General features: G+C 60.3%; 13 protein-coding genes. 7 read left to right on the top strand and 6 right to left on the bottom strand.

Annotated features, from left to right (window positions below):
* Nucleotides 1-7 precede the first annotated feature (7 nt).
* Nucleotides 8-1,207: a glycosyltransferase family 4 protein gene (locus tag HU724_RS05330; protein WP_186568100.1), complete on the top strand. Its 1,200-nt coding sequence runs from the start codon at nucleotides 8-10 to the stop codon at nucleotides 1,205-1,207.
* Nucleotides 1,208-1,334: 127 nt separating this feature from the next.
* Here HU724_RS05330 and HU724_RS05325 read toward each other — a convergent pair whose 3' ends face one another.
* The 3 genes from HU724_RS05325 to HU724_RS05315 form a co-directional block, all read right to left on the bottom strand.
* Nucleotides 1,335-2,438: an NADH:flavin oxidoreductase gene (locus HU724_RS05325; protein WP_186568098.1), complete on the bottom strand. Its 1,104-nt coding sequence runs from the start codon at nucleotides 2,436-2,438 to the stop codon at nucleotides 1,335-1,337.
* Nucleotides 2,439-2,593: 155 nt separating this feature from the next.
* On the bottom strand, nucleotides 2,594-3,076 hold the full coding sequence (locus HU724_RS05320) for a glutathione peroxidase (protein ID WP_016771660.1): 483 nt from the start codon (nucleotides 3,074-3,076) through the stop codon (nucleotides 2,594-2,596).
* A 123-nt stretch (nucleotides 3,077-3,199) separates the two neighbouring features.
* Nucleotides 3,200-3,685, bottom strand: coding sequence for an FKBP-type peptidyl-prolyl cis-trans isomerase (locus tag HU724_RS05315; RefSeq protein WP_016771661.1), 486 nt, complete (start codon nucleotides 3,683-3,685; stop codon nucleotides 3,200-3,202).
* On the opposite strand from HU724_RS05315, the gene HU724_RS05310 reads away from it, so the two are divergent.
* From HU724_RS05310 to yihG, 3 genes are read left to right on the top strand one after another with little or no spacing between them, the layout of a single operon-like run.
* Nucleotides 3,654-3,980, top strand: coding sequence for a DUF3565 domain-containing protein (locus HU724_RS05310; protein WP_073473919.1), 327 nt, complete (start codon nucleotides 3,654-3,656; stop codon nucleotides 3,978-3,980). The two genes, HU724_RS05315 and HU724_RS05310, sit on opposite strands and share 32 nt — an antisense overlap.
* A gap of 51 nt (nucleotides 3,981-4,031) precedes the next feature.
* Nucleotides 4,032-6,131 carry a phosphate acetyltransferase gene (pta, locus tag HU724_RS05305; protein WP_186568096.1) on the top strand — a complete coding sequence of 700 codons (2,100 nt, stop codon included), beginning with the start codon at nucleotides 4,032-4,034 and terminating at the stop codon, nucleotides 6,129-6,131.
* Nucleotides 6,132-7,037 (top strand): 1-acylglycerol-3-phosphate O-acyltransferase, YihG family, encoded by a 906-nt coding sequence (yihG, locus tag HU724_RS05300; RefSeq protein WP_186568095.1) that lies wholly within the window; start codon nucleotides 6,132-6,134, stop codon nucleotides 7,035-7,037.
* Between the two features lie 196 nt (nucleotides 7,038-7,233).
* On the opposite strand, the gene cysN is transcribed toward yihG, so the two are convergent.
* The 3 genes from cysN to HU724_RS05285 form a co-directional block, all read right to left on the bottom strand.
* Entirely contained in the window at nucleotides 7,234-9,132 is a 1,899-nt protein-coding gene (gene cysN / locus HU724_RS05295; RefSeq protein ID WP_123443399.1) for a sulfate adenylyltransferase subunit CysN, read from the bottom strand.
* 9 nt (nucleotides 9,133-9,141) lie between these two features.
* Nucleotides 9,142-10,059, bottom strand: coding sequence for a sulfate adenylyltransferase subunit CysD (gene cysD / locus HU724_RS05290; protein ID WP_016771664.1), 918 nt, complete (start codon nucleotides 10,057-10,059; stop codon nucleotides 9,142-9,144).
* Between the two features lie 250 nt (nucleotides 10,060-10,309).
* Nucleotides 10,310-11,068: a Nif3-like dinuclear metal center hexameric protein gene (locus HU724_RS05285; RefSeq protein WP_125917945.1), complete on the bottom strand. Its 759-nt coding sequence runs from the start codon at nucleotides 11,066-11,068 to the stop codon at nucleotides 10,310-10,312.
* Between the two features lie 104 nt (nucleotides 11,069-11,172).
* On the opposite strand from HU724_RS05285, the gene algW reads away from it, so the two are divergent.
* The 3 genes from algW (at nucleotide 11,173) to HU724_RS05270 (ending at nucleotide 15,256) form a co-directional block, all read left to right on the top strand.
* The gene (algW, locus tag HU724_RS05280; protein WP_016770590.1) at nucleotides 11,173-12,330 is read left to right on the top strand and encodes a Do family serine endopeptidase AlgW; all 1,158 of its coding nucleotides are present in this window, start codon (nucleotides 11,173-11,175) and stop codon (nucleotides 12,328-12,330) included.
* A gap of 88 nt (nucleotides 12,331-12,418) precedes the next feature.
* On the top strand, nucleotides 12,419-14,524 hold the full coding sequence (locus tag HU724_RS05275; protein WP_186568093.1) for a TonB-dependent siderophore receptor: 2,106 nt from the start codon (nucleotides 12,419-12,421) through the stop codon (nucleotides 14,522-14,524).
* A 12-nt stretch (nucleotides 14,525-14,536) separates the two neighbouring features.
* On the top strand, nucleotides 14,537-15,256 hold the full coding sequence (locus HU724_RS05270) for a DUF4198 domain-containing protein (RefSeq protein ID WP_186568091.1): 720 nt from the start codon (nucleotides 14,537-14,539) through the stop codon (nucleotides 15,254-15,256).
* Nucleotides 15,257-15,434 lie beyond the last annotated feature (178 nt).

The following is a 15,434-nucleotide window of genomic DNA, read 5'->3' as shown; positions in this document are numbered from 1 at the left end:
GCTCGACATGGCCTCAGCCGACACTGAGGTCATGACGACAGCTCTACATATCACCCTCATCAGCGAAACCTTCCCACCGGAAATCAACGGCGTGGCCAATACCCTTGGCCGCTTGTGCGAGGGTTTGCGCGCACGTGGGCATCAGGTGGAGCTTGTACGCCCGCGCCAGGCCACCGATCCGCAACGCAGCGAAGACGATGCGCTGTTGCTGTGTCGCGGATGGCCATTACCGGGCTATCCGGGGCTGCAATGGGGCCAGTCGTCGATGCATAAACTGCTGCGGCGCTGGAAACGTCAGCGGCCGGATGTGCTGTACATCGCCACGGAAGGCCCACTCGGGTTGTCGGCACTGCGCGCCGCACGGCGCCTGGGGATTGCGGTGGTGAGCGGTTTTCACACCAACTTCCAGCAATACACCAGCCAGTACGGCCTCGGCCTGCTGACGCGGATGCTCACTCATTACCTGCGCTGGTTTCACAATCGTTCGGCAATGACTCTGGTGCCGAGCGTCAGTCAGCGCCTGGAACTGGAGCGGCGGCATTTCGAGCGGCTGGCGTTGTTGTCGCGGGGCGTGGACAGCCAGTTGTTTCATCCGAGCAAACGTCAGAGCGCGTTGCGTGAGCAATGGGGACTCTCTGATAAAGATATCGCGGTCATCCACGTAGGAAGACTCGCCCCGGAGAAAAATCTGGGCCTGCTCAAACGCTGCTTTGAAGGTCTGCGCGAAACTTATCCACAGCGCCATCTGAAGCTGATCGTGGTCGGAGATGGCCCGCAGCGTTCAGCGCTGGAAAAAGAACTGCCGGAGGCGATCTTCTGCGGCGCGCAGCGGGGAGAAGCATTGGCGGCGCACTACGCCTCAGGGGATCTGTTCGTATTTCCCAGCCTGACCGAAACCTTCGGCAATGTGGTGCTGGAAGCCCTGGCTTCGGGACTCGGCGTCGTTGCCTATGATCAGGCAGCCGCGGCGCAGCATATTCGCCACGGCTACAACGGCGTGTCAGCCATGCCCGGCGATGAGCAGGCGTTTTGCGAAGCGGCGGCGTGGTTACTGGAGGAGGATGAGCGGTTGCGCTGTGTGCGGCTGAATGCGCGGCAGCATGGCAGTCGCCAGGGCTGGGCAGCGATTATCGAGCAGTTCGAGGGGTATTTGCGTGGGGCTTGTGTGGGGGAGCTGGTGGTGCCTGGGGCGCAGACACAACCTTAGATTTTCGGCGACTTAGAAACAGCTTTCGCGAGCAGGCTCGCTCCCACATGGGTACTGCATTCTTTCAGATGGAATGCGGTCGAAGGTGGGAGCGAGCCTGCTCGCGAATGGTTCGAACTGGCGACGCTTAGACCAGGGTCATCAACGCCTCACGACTGAACGGCAGAATGTCCTGCTCACGCCCTTCACGGACTTTCTGCGCCCAGTCCGGATCGACCAGCAGCGCGCGGCCCACTGCTACCAGGTCAAACTCTTCTTTGTTCAGACGCTCCAGCAGGTTTTCCAGACTGGCCGGTTGCGCAACTTTATCGGTGTTGACCATGAACTGCAAGAACTCGCCGTCCAGGCCGACGCTGCCCACGGTGATGGTCGGTTTGCCGGTCAGCTTGCGGGTCCAGCCAGCGAGGTTCAGATCCGAGCCGTCGAACTCCGGCTCCCAGAAGCGTCGGGTCGAGCAATGGAAAATGTCCACGCCAGCGTCAGACAGCGGCTTGAGAAACTCGCCCAGCGCTTCGGGGGTTTGCACCAGACGCGCGGTGTAATCCTGCTGCTTCCATTGCGAGAAGCGGAAGATGATCGGGAAACCCTCACCGACAGCCGCGCGCACTGCTTGAATCAATTCGATGGCAAAACGCGAACGGTTGGCCAGGCTGCCACCGTATTCGTCGCTGCGCTGATTGCTGCCTTCCCAGAAGAACTGGTCGATCAGATAGCCGTGGGCGCCGTGGATTTCCACGCCATCCATGCCGATGCTTTGCGCATCTTTGGCAGCCTGGGCAAACGCAGCGATCACGTCCTGGATGTCCTGCTTAGTCATGCCGTGCACCACGACCTGACCGTCCTTGAGTTTTTCCGACGGACCGTAGCCCGGCACGCTGGCGTCCGGCTCGGTGCCGAGGCGGCGTACGCTGCCGACATGCCACAGTTGCGGAACGATCTTGCCGCCCTCGGCGTGCACGGCGTCGACAACTTTTTTCCAGCCGGCGAGCGGCGCGTCACCGAAAAATTGCGGCACGTTAGGATAGCCGTTGGCCGCGATGTGGCCGACGGTGGTGCCTTCGGTGATGATCAGACCAACCCCGGCGGCCGCACGACGGCGATAGTACTCAATGACTTTGGAATTCGGCACACCGCCCGGCGAAAACGAGCGGGTCATTGGCGCCATGACCACGCGGGTCGGCAGTTCGAGGGCACCGAGATGGAACGGTTTGAACAGGGCTTGAACGGGCATCGAGAGGCTCCACGAAAACGTTGGCGACAGGCATGAATCGATATGACGGCGATAATATCCGCCACATCCTTTGCGTGACAGCACTATTGATCTGAATGATTAAGGGTCAAAAGGCAGGCAAAAAAAATCGCAGCTCAATGCTGCGATTTTCTGATTCAGGCTAAGGCTTTTTCGATCGCGGCAATCACTGTCGGATCATCCGGCGCGGTGCGCGGCGAGAACCGCGCCAGCACCCGGCCGTCCTTGCCGAGCAGAAATTTTTCGAAGTTCCAGGTGATGTCACCGGGAAACTCGGCGCCCTCGCCCGCCAGCAGGCGATACAACTGATGCCGCTCGTGGCCGTTGACTTCGAGCTTGCTCGACAACGGAAAGGTCACGCCATAGTTGAGGCTGCAGAACTCCTGGATTTCTTTCTCCGAGCCTGGCTCCTGACCGGCAAACTGGTTGCACGGCAGGCCCAGCACAGCAAAGCCTTTATCTTTGTATTGCTGGTAGAGGTTTTCCAGTGCCGCGTACTGAGGGGTCAAGCCGCATTTGGAGGCCACGTTGACCACCAGCACGACTTGGCCCTTGAACGGCGCCAGCGGTAGCTCCTGACCATCCAGGGCTGTCAACTTAAGGTCGTGAAAAGCACTCATGCCGAACTCCAGGATTCTCGTGTTCTACTCGAAACAGCCACTTGGCGAGGCCACCAAGGACAGCCGCGGACTAAAAAGGCGCCCACAGGCGCCTCTCCAGTACTCGAAGCTTAGCGCAGAAAATCAGTGGTGATGGCCACCTTCGCCATGGACGTGACCATGAGCGATTTCTTCCTGGCTGGCGTCACGGATATCAACGATCTTCACTTCGAAGTTCAGGCGCTGACCGGCCAGAGGGTGGTTGCCATCAACGGTGACGTCGTCGCCGTCCAGATCACGGATGGTGACGATCTGCATCTGGCCGTCCGGCGCCGAAGCGTGGAACTGCATGCCTACTTCCAGCTCGTCAACGCCTTCGAACATGCTGCGGCTCAGGGTGCTGACCAGTTCAGCGGCGTATTCACCGTAAGCATCTTCCGGCTCAACGGCTACTTTCAGCTCGTCGCCGACAGCTTTGCCTTCAAGGGCTTTTTCCAGGCCCGGGATGATGTTGCCTGCGCCTTGCAGGTAAACCAGCGGAGCGCCGCCGGCGGAGCTGTCGATGACCTCACCAGCGTCGTTGGTCAGGGTATAGTCGATGGAGACAGCCTTATTGGCGGCGATCAGCATGGGGCGAGACCTTTTGCATAAGAATATAGAAAGGCCAAGTTTAGCGAAGCAATCGCGTGAAAGCGACCACAACCCGGACAAACGGGTTTCGACCATCACCGGCTTCCATCAGGACGAAGATGGCCATTGGGTGGTCGAGCTTTCCTGTGGCCACACCCAGCACCTGCGCCACCAGCCGCCGTGGCAAACCCGCGCCTGGGTCCTCGATCCGGCGCAACGTATTGAAAAAACAGGTCAACCCTTTGCCTGCGGTTGGTGTGCACAAGGCTCGGTTAGCGCTAACCTTGGCGACTGAATTTCGGTAGTCGGCCAGACATAGGCTGACACCCTTGCATAGAGAATTCCCATGCAAACTTTTTTTATCGCCCCCACCGATTTTGGCGTGGGTCTGACCTCCATCAGCCTCGGGCTGGTGCGCACGCTTGAACGCGCCGGCCTCAAAGTCGGCTTCTTCAAACCGATCGCCCAGCCACATCCGGGCGACACTGGCCCTGAGCGTTCCACCGAACTGGTGGCGCGCACCCATGGCCTGAAACCGCCACAACCGTTGGGGCTGGCGCACGTCGAACGCATGCTCGGCGACGGTCAGCTCGACGAATTGCTCGAAGAAATCATCGCCCTGTATCAGCAAGCGGCGGTCGGCAAAGACGTGCTGGTGGTAGAAGGCATGGTGCCGACCCGCAGCGCCAGTTACGCCGCGCGGGTCAATCTGCATCTGGCCAAGAGTCTGGATGCCGAGGTGATTCTGGTCTCGGCGCCGGAAAACGAAGTGCTCGCCGAGCTTTCTGGCCGCGTCGAGCTTCAAGCGCAATTGTTCGGCGGCCCGAAAGACCCGAAGGTCCTCGGGGTGATCCTCAACAAGGTCAAGACCGACGAGAGCATGGACGCCTTCGCCACGCGCCTGAAAGAGCATTCGCCGTTGCTGCGCAGCGGTGATTTCCGCTTGCTTGGCTGCATCCCGTTTCAGCCGGAACTCAATGCGCCGCGCACCCGCGACGTCGCCGACCTGATGGGTGCGCAAGTGCTCAACGCGGGAGACTACGAAACCCGGCGCATGAGCAAAATCATCATTTGCGCACGAACCATGCGCAACACCGTCGAGCTGCTCAAGCCCGGCGTGCTGGTGGTGACCCCGGGCGATCGCGACGACATCATCCTCGCCGTCAGCCTCGCGGCGATCAACGGTGTGCCGCTGGCCGGCCTGCTGCTGACCAGCGACACCCTGCCCGACCCGCGCATCATGGACCTGTGCCGGGGCGCGTTGCAGGCCGGTTTGCCGGTGTTGTCGGTGAGCACCGGCTCGTACGACACCGCCAATCTGCTCAATGGCCTGAACAAGGAAATCCCGATCGATGACCGCGAGCGCGCGGAGATCATCACCGATTTCGTCGCCAGCCACCTCGACGCCAACTGGCTGCACCAGCGCTGCGGCACGCCTCGGGAGATGCGCCTGTCGCCAGCGGTGTTCCGCTACCAATTGATCCAGCGCGCGCAAGCGGCGAACAAGCGCATCGTGTTGCCCGAAGGCAGCGAGCCGTTCACCGTGCAAGCAGCGGCGATCTGTCAGGAACGCGGGATCGCCCGCTGCGTATTGCTGGCCAAACCCGAAGACGTCGAAGCGGTCGCCCGCGCCCAAGGCATCGTGCTGCCGCCGGGTCTGGAAATCCTTGACCCGGACCACATCCGCGAGCGTTACGTCGAGCCGATGGTCGCCCTGCGCAAGAGCAAAAGCCTCAACGCACCGATGGCCGAGCAACAACTGGAAGACACCGTGGTGATCGGCACCATGATGCTTGCGCTGGACGAGGTCGACGGCCTGGTTTCGGGGGTGATCAACACCACCGCCAACACCATCCGCCCCGCCCTGCAACTGATTAAAACCGCACCGGGCTGCACGCTGGTGTCGTCGGTATTCTTCATGCTGTTCCCGGAAGAAGTGCTGGTCTACGGCGACTGCGTGATGAACCCGCACCCGAGCGCCACGGAATTGGCCGAAATCGCCCTGCAAAGCGCTGACTCGGCGGCCGCATTCGGCATCACCCCACGGGTGGCGATGATCAGCTATTCCAGCGGCGAATCGGCGCGCGGTGAAGAAGTCGAGAAAGTCCGCGAGGCAACTCTGCTCGCCCATGAGCAACAAAACTCGCTGTTGATCGACGGCCCGTTGCAATACGACGCCGCCGCCAACGCCGACGTCGCCCGGCAACTGGCGCCGAACAGTCAGGTCGCCGGGCGCGCCACGGTGTTTGTGTTCCCCGATCTGAACACCGGCAACACCACGCACAAAGCCGTACAACGCAGCGCCGATTGCGTCAGCCTCGGGCCGATGCTGCAAGGCCTGCGCAAACCGGTGAACGACCTGCCGCGCGGCGCGCAAGTCGATGACATCGTCTACACCATCGCGCTCACCGCGATTCAAGCCGCCAACCGACCTATGGATGTGTAAATGCTGGATTTTCTACCCGCACCCGTGCGCGGCGTGATCGCCTCGCTGCTGTTGGCGCTCAACACGGTTCTGCTGTGCTCGTTCCTGTTCTGCGTGGCGTTGGTCAAGGCTTTGCCGTTTGCCTTTACCCAGCGCATCGCCGGTTGGCTGATGAGCCACACCCACGAGGCGTGGATCAGCAATAACAAAGGCTGGATGAATCTGGTACGGCGCACCCGCTGGCACCTCAGCGGTCTGCAAGGCCTCGACTATCAGCACTCGTACCTGATCACCAGCAACCACCAGAGCTGGGTGGATATTCTGGTGCTGCAATACGTGCTCAACCGCAAGATCCAACCGCTGAAGTTTTTCCTCAAGCAGGAGCTGATCTGGGTGCCGGTGATTGGCCTGGCCTGGTGGGCGCTGGGCTTTCCGTTCATGAAGCGCTACTCCAAGGCGTATCTGGAAAAACACCCGGAGAAGAAAGGCAAGGACCTGGAAACCACGCGCAAGACCTGCGCGAAATTCCGGCATAACCCGGTGGGAATTTTCAACTTCGTCGAAGGCACACGCTTCACCGAAGGCAAGCATGCGCAGCAGCAGTCACCGTTCAAGTACCTGCTCAAGCCCAAGGCCGGCGGGATCGCCTTTGTGCTCGATGCGATGGGCGAACAGCTGGAGTCGATCGTCAACGTGACGATTCATTATCCGGCCGGGCGTCCGGGGTTCTGGGATTTGCTCTGCGGCAATGTGCGCGATGTGGTCGTGCACTTTGAAGAAATCAAGATTCCGCCGGCCTTCATCGGCAAGAACTACGACCAGGACGGCGAGTACCGTTTGCAGTTCCAGGGCTGGATCAATCAGCTGTGGCTGGACAAGGATGCGTTGCTGGAGCAGATGCACCGCGAATATCCAGGTCACCAATAACCCCCTGTGGGAGCGAGCCTGCTCGCGAAAGCGGTGGATCAGCATACAAAGATGTTGAATGAGATAAAGCTTTCGCGAGCAGGCTCGCTCCCACAGTTTTAATTGCAGCGCTCTGAAATAAAAAGCCCGCCGATGATCACTCACCGGCGGGCTTTTTCTTGCCGCCTGCAGCTAGAGGCCTGTCGCTGCTTCTACCTTAGATTGCGCCACGCTGACGCAACAGCTCCAGCACTTGCTTGACGCTTTCTTCCAGGCTCAGCGACTGCGTGTCGATCACCAGGTCGGCATTGAGCGGCACATCGTACGGGAAGGATTCGCCCGGGATGTTGTCGCCGCCAGCGGCGTACAGACCTTGCGGATCACGCTCGGCGCACACGGTTGGCGAGGCCTGCACATAGACCGTCAGCAAGCGATCCTTGCCGATCAGTTCCTTGGCCTGCTCGCGACCTTCGGCACTTGGCGCAACGAACGCCGCCAGGGTTAGCAAACCGGCTTCGTTGAATTGACGCGCAACATGCGCGGCACGACGCCAGTTCTCGGTACGCCCGGCGCGATCCTGTGGCAGACCTTTGTTCAGGTCCTGACGCAAGTTCTGGCCATCGAGTACAAACACCGCGCGCCCCATGTCGAACAGCTTGCGCTCGACCGCGTATGCCAGGGTGCTTTTGCCCGCACCGGACAGGCCGCTGAACAGCACGGTGGCTGGTTGCTGGCCGAAGCGCTGGGCGCGTTCTTCAGTCGCCACGTGCGCCAGTTTGCCGTGATGCGTGGCGGTGCCGTGCGTCACTGGCTGAGCGACGATCATGCCGGCGCCAACGGTGCCGTTGGTCAGGCGATCGATGACGATGAATGCGCCGGTGGTGCGGTTGCTTTCGTAACCGTCGAGGGCGATCGGCGCGTCGAGCGCGATCTTCACCTTGCCGATTTCGTTGAGCTGCAACGCGCTCGCCGGGCCTTCTTCCAACGTGTTGACGTCGACCTTGTTGACGATGCTGGCGATCGAGCCCGGCACGTAACTGGTGGCGCGTTTGATGTCGTATTTCTTGCCCGGCAGCATCGGCTCTTCAGCCATCCACACCAGCATCGCTTCGAAGCTGTCGGTGACCGGCGGCACGTTGTCGGCATGCACCAACAGGTCGCCACGGGAGATATCGATTTCGTCTTCCATGGTCAGCGTTACCGCCTGACCGGGACCGGCGTGTTCCAGCTCACCTTCAAAAGTGACGATGGACTTCACCCGGCTGCTCTTGCCCGACGGCAGCACCACGACTTCGTCGCCCTTGTGCACGATGCCGCTGGCCAGGGTGCCGGCGAAACCACGGAAGTTCAGGTTCGGACGGTTGACGTACTGCACCGGGAAACGCAGATCGGTGAAGTTGCGATCGCCCGCCACTTCCACAGTCTCGAGGATTTCCATCAGCGACTGGCCGGTGTACCACGGCGAGCGCTCGGACTTGTTCACCACGTTGTCGCCTTTAAGGGCAGACATCGGCACGAAGTGCATGCTGGTCGGCTTCATCTTCAAGCCTTCGGCGAACTTCAGGTAGTCAGCCTTGATCGATTCGAACACGCCTTCGTCGAAGTCCTTCAAGTCCATCTTGTTGATGGCGACGACGATGTGTTTGATACCCAGCAAAGAAGCGATGAAGCTGTGGCGACGGGTCTGGGTCTGCACGCCGTAACGGGCGTCGACCAGAATGATCGCCAGGTCACAGGTGGACGCACCGGTGGCCATGTTGCGGGTGTACTGCTCATGGCCGGGGGTGTCGGCGATGATGAATTTGCGCTTGGCGGTGGAGAAATAGCGGTAAGCGACATCAATGGTGATGCCCTGCTCACGCTCGGCCTGCAGACCGTCGACCAGCAATGCCAGGTCGATGTCGTCACCGGTGGTGCCGACTTTCTTCGAATCGCGGGTGATCGCTTCGAGGTGATCTTCATAGATCATTTTCGAGTCGTGCAGCAGGCGCCCGATCAGGGTGCTCTTGCCGTCATCGACGTTACCGCAGGTCAAAAAGCGCAGCAGCTCTTTACGTTCGTGCTGGCCCAGGTAGGCGAGGATGTCCTCGCTGATCAAATCAGATGCGTGCGACATGACAGCCCCTTAGAAATAGCCTTGACGTTTTTTGTCTTCCATCGAGCCTGCGCCATCGTGGTCGATGACCCGGCCCTGGCGCTCGGAAGTTCGCGTCAGGAGCATTTCCTGAATGATGTCCGTCAGGCTTTCGGCCTCGGACTCCACCGCGCCCGTCAACGGGTAGCAGCCAAGGGTGCGGAACCGCACTTTCTTTTTCACGATGCGCGCTTTGTCTTCATCGGACAGGTGCTCGAGGATGCGCTCGTCGTCGATCATGATCAGCGTGCCGTTCTTCTCGATCACTTCGCGTTCGGCGGCAAAGTACAGCGGCACAATCGGAATGCCTTCGAGATAGATGTACTGCCAGATGTCCAGCTCGGTCCAGTTCGACAACGGGAACACACGGATGGATTCGCCCTTGTTGACCTTGCCATTGTAGACATTCCAGAGCTCTGGACGCTGGTTTTTCGGGTCCCAGCGGTGCTTGCTGTCACGGAACGAGTACACGCGCTCTTTGGCGCGGGATTTCTCTTCATCGCGACGGGCGCCGCCGAACGCTGCATCGAAACCATGCTTGTCGAGTGCCTGTTTCAGGCCTTCGGTTTTCATGATGTCGGTGTGCTTGGCGCTGCCGTGGGTGAACGGGTTGATGTTCTGCGCCACGCCATCGGGGTTGATGTGGGTGATCAGGTCCAGGCCCAAGTCTTCGACCATCTTGTCGCGGAACTTGTACATTTCCTGGAATTTCCAGCGGGTGTCGACGTGCATCACCGGAAACGGCAGTTTGCCCGGGAAGAACGCCTTGCGTGCCAGGTGCAGCATCACGGCGGAGTCTTTACCGATGGAGTACAGCATCACCGGGTTATCGAACTCGGCGGCCACCTCGCGGATGATGTGGATGCTTTCCGCCTCCAGCTGTTTCAGATGCGTCAGTTTGTCGACCATGGCTACTCACGAAAGCTTTCTTATGAACGGCCAGCGGGCCGTGTTCGAGCGAGGAATCCTAGCACAGCGACCTCTTCTAATCAGGACGCCAACTAGATCGAAAGGGTATATGAATATGCCTGCCAGTTCGGCCCGTCAGGGCCGAATGTGGGAGCGAGCCTGCTCGCGAAAGCGGAGTGTCAGGCACCTTTGTATTGAAGGTCTGACGCCTTCGCGAGCAGGCTCGCTCCCACAAGAGTTTGCGGTGAGCTCAGATCGGATTGGGGCAATCGATGAAGATGTGCTCAAGGGCAAAGCGCTTCGCCAGATACTCACCCAGCGCCTGCACGCCGTAGCGTTCGGTGGCGTGGTGTCCAGCGGCGATGAAGCTGATGTCGTTTTCCCGCGCGCTGTGGAAAGTCTGCTCGGAGGCCTCGCCGCTAATGAACAGGTCGACACCCGCCGCCACGCCCTGATCGATATAACCCTGGCCACCGCCGGTGCACCAACCGACGCGGCGGATCATGCCGCTGCCTTCGATCAGCAGCGGCTCGCGCCCCATGACTTCCTGCACCTTGCGCGCGAAATCCCGCGCAGTCATTGGCTCATTCAGCGAGCCGACCAGCCCGACGACTTTCGGATTGCTCGGGTCGAGCGGCGCTTCGACAGTGATGTCCAGCTGACGCGCCAGTTGCACGTTGTTGCCGACGTCCGGGTGCAGATCCAGCGGCAGGTGATAGGCGAGCAGACTGATGTCGTGCTTGAGCAAGGTTTTCAAGCGGCGCTGTTTCATGCCGGTGACGCAAGGGTTTTCGCCTTTCCAGAAATAACCGTGGTGGACCAGGATCAGGTCGGCCTCGGCTTCGACGGCGGCATCGAGCAACGCCTGGCTGGCGGTGACGCCACTGACGATGCGCATCACTTGCGGGCGGCCTTCGACCTGTAATCCGTTGGGGCAATAATCGGCAATTTTCGCACTGCCCAGGTAACGGTCGGCTTCTTCGACGAGGGTGCTGAGGGCAACGGCCATGAAAGACTCCTAAATATCCCGTTCAGAGGCACGCGCGGCCTCGTATAATGCGCGACATTATGGGCGGTCTGACCTCGCCTGCAACCTTTCCAGGAACGTGCTTAATGCTCAAGGCGCTGCGTTTTTTTGGCTGGCCGCTGTTGGCCGGTGTGCTTATCGCTCTGTTGATTATTCAGCGTTACCCCGAGTGGGTCGGGCTGCCGAGCCTCGACGTCAATCTGCAACAGGCCCCTCAGACCACGATCGTGCAGCAGGGGCCGGTGTCCTATGCGGATGCAGTGGGCATCGCCGCGCCGTCGGTGGTCAACCTGTACACCACCAAGGTCATCAACAAACCGGCGCATCCCTTGTTCGAGGATCCGCAGTTCCGCCGCTTCTTCGGTGACAATTCGCCGAAACAGAAGCGCATGGAATCGAGCCTCGGTTCCGGGGTGATCATGAGCCCGGAAGGCTACATCCTCACCAACAACCACGTCACCAGCGGCGCCGACCAGATTGTCGTGGCATTGAAGGATGGTCGCGAAACACTCGCACGGGTGATTGGCAGCGATCCGGAAACCGACCTTGCGGTTCTGAAAATCGACCTGAAAAACCTCCCGGCAATCACCGTCGGCCGCTCCGACAGCATTCGCATCGGCGACGTCGCGCTGGCCATCGGCAACCCGTTCGGCGTCGGCCAGACTGTAACCATGGGCATCATCAGCGCCACCGGCCGTAATCAGTTGGGCCTGAACAACTACGAAGACTTCATCCAGACCGATGCGGCGATCAACCCGGGCAACTCCGGCGGTGCGCTGGTCGACGCCAACGGCAACCTCACCGGCATCAACACGGCGATCTTTTCCAAATCCGGCGGCTCGCAAGGCATCGGCTTTGCCATTCCGGTGAAACTGGCGATGGAAGTGATGAAATCGATTATCGAGCACGGCCAGGTGATTCGTGGCTGGCTGGGCATCGAAGTGCAACCGCTGACACAGGAACTCGCGGAGTCGTTTGGCTTGTCCGGGCGCCCGGGGATTGTCGTCGCCGGAATCTTCCGTGACGGCCCGGCGCAGAAAGCCGGCCTGCAACTGGGCGATGTGATTTTGAGCATCGATGGCGAGCCCGCCGGCGATGGTCGCCGCTCGATGAACCAGGTGGCGCGGATCAAACCGACCGATAAGGTGACGATCCAGGTCATGCGCAACGGCAAGGAACTGAAGCTGACCGCTGAAATCGGCCTGCGTCCACCGCCGGCACCAGTGAAAGAAAAAGAAGAGTAAAAATTTTTTCGCACCAGCGGCGCGAATAACAGACATTCTCAACAGGCATGTTATATTGTTTCAATTCTAGCAAATGGAACAACATAACATGTCGTCTCGCAAAAAGGCCTCGCTGTTGGGCCTGACTCTGGGTTTGCTCTGCGACCCCGCCTTCGCCGATGAGCCGCAGCCCGTTGAACTGGAAGCCATCAGCGTCACTTCCGACTATGAATCCCCCACCGGCCCGGTCAGCGGTTATCGCGCGACTCGCTCGGCCAGTGCGACCAAAACCGACACGGCGATTCGCGATATCCCACAAGCCATCAGCGTCGTTCCGGCCAGTGTGCTCTCGGATCTGGGCAGCACCAGCGTTGAACGCGCGCTGGATTTTGCCGGCGGCGTGTCGAAGCAGAACAACTTCGGCGGCCTGACCCTGTACGAATACAGCGTGCGCGGCTTCACCACCTCGGAGTTCTACAAGGATGGTTTCAGCGCCAATCGCGGTTACCCGAGCACGCCGGATGCGGCCAACATAGAACGCATCGAAGTGCTCAAAGGCCCGGCCGCCAGCCTGTACGGCCGGGGCGATCCCGGCGGTACGGTGAACATCGTCACCAAGAAGCCGCAGCCCGAAGCGTTCACCACTGTGCAAACCAGCGCCGGCAGTTGGGATCGCTACCGCACCGCGCTGGACGTCAACACGCCTCTTGATGATCAGGGCAATGTGCTCTCGCGTATCAACCTCGCCGTAGAAGACAACAAAAGCTTTCGCGACCACGTCGACAGCCAGCGGGTATTCGTCGCGCCTTCGATCAGTTGGCAGTTGAACCCGGACACCTCGCTGCTGGTGGAAAGCGAAATCGTCCGTCACAACTCGACGTTCGATCGTGGCGTAGTGGCGCCGAACAACAAGTGGAGCGGCGTATCGCGCTCGACCTTCCTCGGCGAGCCCGACGACGGCAACATCGACAACCACAACAACCTGCTCCAGGCCACCCTTGAGCACCATCTGAACGACAGCTGGAAGCTGCGCCTCGCCAGTCACTACAAGGAAGGCAAGCTCTGGGGCGACGCTTCCGAAGCACGACCGCTGAACGCCGACGGCCACACGGTCAACCGCCGCTTGCGCGAACGCGACACGAGTTGGCACGACAGCATCACCCAACTGGAACTGCGCGGTCTGTTCGACCTCGGGCCGTGGCAGCATGAATTGCTGATCGGCACCGAGTACGAGAATTACCGCAAGGACGAACGCGTCACCACCATTGCTGGCGGCCCCTACGCCATCGACATCTATAAGCCGGTCTACGGCCAGCCAAAACCCAATGGCGTACGCTCGGGCACCGATTTCTTCGAACACGTCGAAAGTCATGCACTGAACCTGCAGGACCAGATCATCTTCACCGACAAGCTGCGCGGCATGGTTGGCGCGCGCTTCGAGCACTTCGATCAACGCATCGACGATCACAGCCGCAACGCCAAAAGCCAGCAGCGCCACGACGCGCTGACTCAACGCGCCGGCCTGCTCTATCAGCTCACGCCGAACACCGGCCTGTTCGCCAACGCCTCGACCTCGTTCAAACCGAACAACGGCCTGGATGCCTCCGGCAAATCCTTCGACCCGGAAGAAGGTGTCGGTTACGAAGTGGGGATCAAAAACGAACTGTTCGATGAGCGCGTGAGCAGCACCCTCGCCTTCTTCCACATCGACAAGGAAAACGTTCTCGCCCTCGATCCGGGCACCGACACCAGCCGCGCCATGGGCAAGGCGCGCAGTCAGGGTTTCGATTGGCAAGTGAGCGGTCAGGTAACCGACGCAGTGCGGGTCATCGGCGCCTTCGCCTACATCGATGCCGAGGTGACCAAGGGCGACGCGACCATTCCCACCGGCAGCCGCATCCTCGGCGTGGCCAAACGCAGCGGCAGTCTGCTGGGTGTTTATGAATTTCAGGATGGCCGACTGCGCGGTTCAGACGTCGGTGCAGCGTTCACCTACGTCGGCGATCGCTCGGGCGAATCCGGCAGCGACTTCGAATTGCCGGCCTACCAGACCGTCGACTTGCTCGCGCATTACAAGGCCAGCGACAACGTCACGGTCGGCCTGAACCTGAACAACATCTTCGACGAGAAATACTACGAGCGCTCCTACAGCAACTACTGGGTCAATCCCGGCGAGCCACGCAATTTCACCGTCAGCCTGACACTCAACCTGTAAAAGGACGTCACCATGCACTACGGCAAATCCCTTCTGCTCATCGCTGCGCTGTTCACCGGTCAGGTGTCGGCGCACGGCCTGTGGACAGAGGAACGACGCGGCAACATCGAAGTGATCTACGGCCACGGCGCCGAAGACAACGCCTTCAAGGCGCAGAAAATCAGCGGTGCCTGGGCTTATGACGCAAGCGGCAAAATGATCCCGGTCAGCGTCGAGCGCCTGGCCGATCATGCCCGTTTGAAACCATTGAAGCCGCCGGCGGTGATGGCCGTGGCGCTGAACAACGGCATGTGGTCGCAGACGGCAGACAAGAAGTGGGTCAACGAAGGACGCAGCAAAGTGCCCGGCGCCACCGAGGCCACGCAGACGTTCAAGTACAGCCTGGCGATCTATCAGCCGGGGGCGAAGTTGCCGAAACTGGAGCAGATCAAACTGCTGATCCTGCCGGAGGTTGATCCGCTGACGGTCGGGCCGGGTAAATCGTTACCGGTGCGGGTGCTGCTCGATGGCAAACCGGCGGCGGGGGTGAAGTTGTATGGCGACTATCGCAGCGCGCCAAACACCCTGAGCACCGAGACCGACAAGGATGGGCGTGCGCAGGTGCTGGTGCGTAATGAAGGGTTGAATGTGATTGCGGCGCAGGTCGAGGTGCCGGTGAGGGACAGCGCGGATGTGGACAGTCGTGGGTTGTTCAGTTCGCTGACATTCCTTGGCGAGCCGCATCACGAATAAAAGCACACCCTCACCCCAGCCCTCTCCCAGAGGGAGAGGGAGCCGACCGAGTTGTCTTGCGGGATACATCGACCTGAAAGACCGAGTCGATTATGGATTCGGTAAACCAAATTCAGGTCGGTGAAATTCTGCAATATTCCCCATTCAGTCCCCTCTCCCTCTGGGAGAGGGCTAGGGT

It is taken from the genome of Pseudomonas iranensis, assembly GCF_014268585.2.
GTDB classification, from domain to species: domain Bacteria; phylum Pseudomonadota; class Gammaproteobacteria; order Pseudomonadales; family Pseudomonadaceae; genus Aquipseudomonas; species Aquipseudomonas iranensis.
Note: the sequence above shows the minus strand (reverse complement) of the source record. Positions and strands in the feature narration are given on the sequence as shown.

Coding starts and splice junctions, on each gene's coding strand:
- HU724_RS05330 (WP_186568100.1), top strand. CDS start 8: ATGGCCTCAGCCGACACTGAGGTCATGACGACAGCTCTACATATCACC.
- HU724_RS05325 (WP_186568098.1), bottom strand. CDS start 2,438: ATGCCCGTTCAAGCCCTGTTCAAACCGTTCCATCTCGGTGCCCTCGAA.
- HU724_RS05320 (WP_016771660.1), bottom strand. CDS start 3,076: ATGAGTGCTTTTCACGACCTTAAGTTGACAGCCCTGGATGGTCAGGAG.
- HU724_RS05310 (WP_073473919.1), top strand. CDS start 3,654: ATGGAGACAGCCTTATTGGCGGCGATCAGCATGGGGCGAGACCTTTTG.
- HU724_RS05315 (WP_016771661.1), bottom strand. CDS start 3,685: ATGCTGATCGCCGCCAATAAGGCTGTCTCCATCGACTATACCCTGACC.
- pta (WP_186568096.1), top strand. CDS start 4,032: ATGCAAACTTTTTTTATCGCCCCCACCGATTTTGGCGTGGGTCTGACC.
- yihG (WP_186568095.1), top strand. CDS start 6,132: ATGCTGGATTTTCTACCCGCACCCGTGCGCGGCGTGATCGCCTCGCTG.
- cysN (WP_123443399.1), bottom strand. CDS start 9,132: ATGTCGCACGCATCTGATTTGATCAGCGAGGACATCCTCGCCTACCTG.
- cysD (WP_016771664.1), bottom strand. CDS start 10,059: ATGGTCGACAAACTGACGCATCTGAAACAGCTGGAGGCGGAAAGCATC.
- HU724_RS05285 (WP_125917945.1), bottom strand. CDS start 11,068: ATGGCCGTTGCCCTCAGCACCCTCGTCGAAGAAGCCGACCGTTACCTG.
- algW (WP_016770590.1), top strand. CDS start 11,173: ATGCTCAAGGCGCTGCGTTTTTTTGGCTGGCCGCTGTTGGCCGGTGTG.
- HU724_RS05275 (WP_186568093.1), top strand. CDS start 12,419: ATGTCGTCTCGCAAAAAGGCCTCGCTGTTGGGCCTGACTCTGGGTTTG.
- HU724_RS05270 (WP_186568091.1), top strand. CDS start 14,537: ATGCACTACGGCAAATCCCTTCTGCTCATCGCTGCGCTGTTCACCGGT.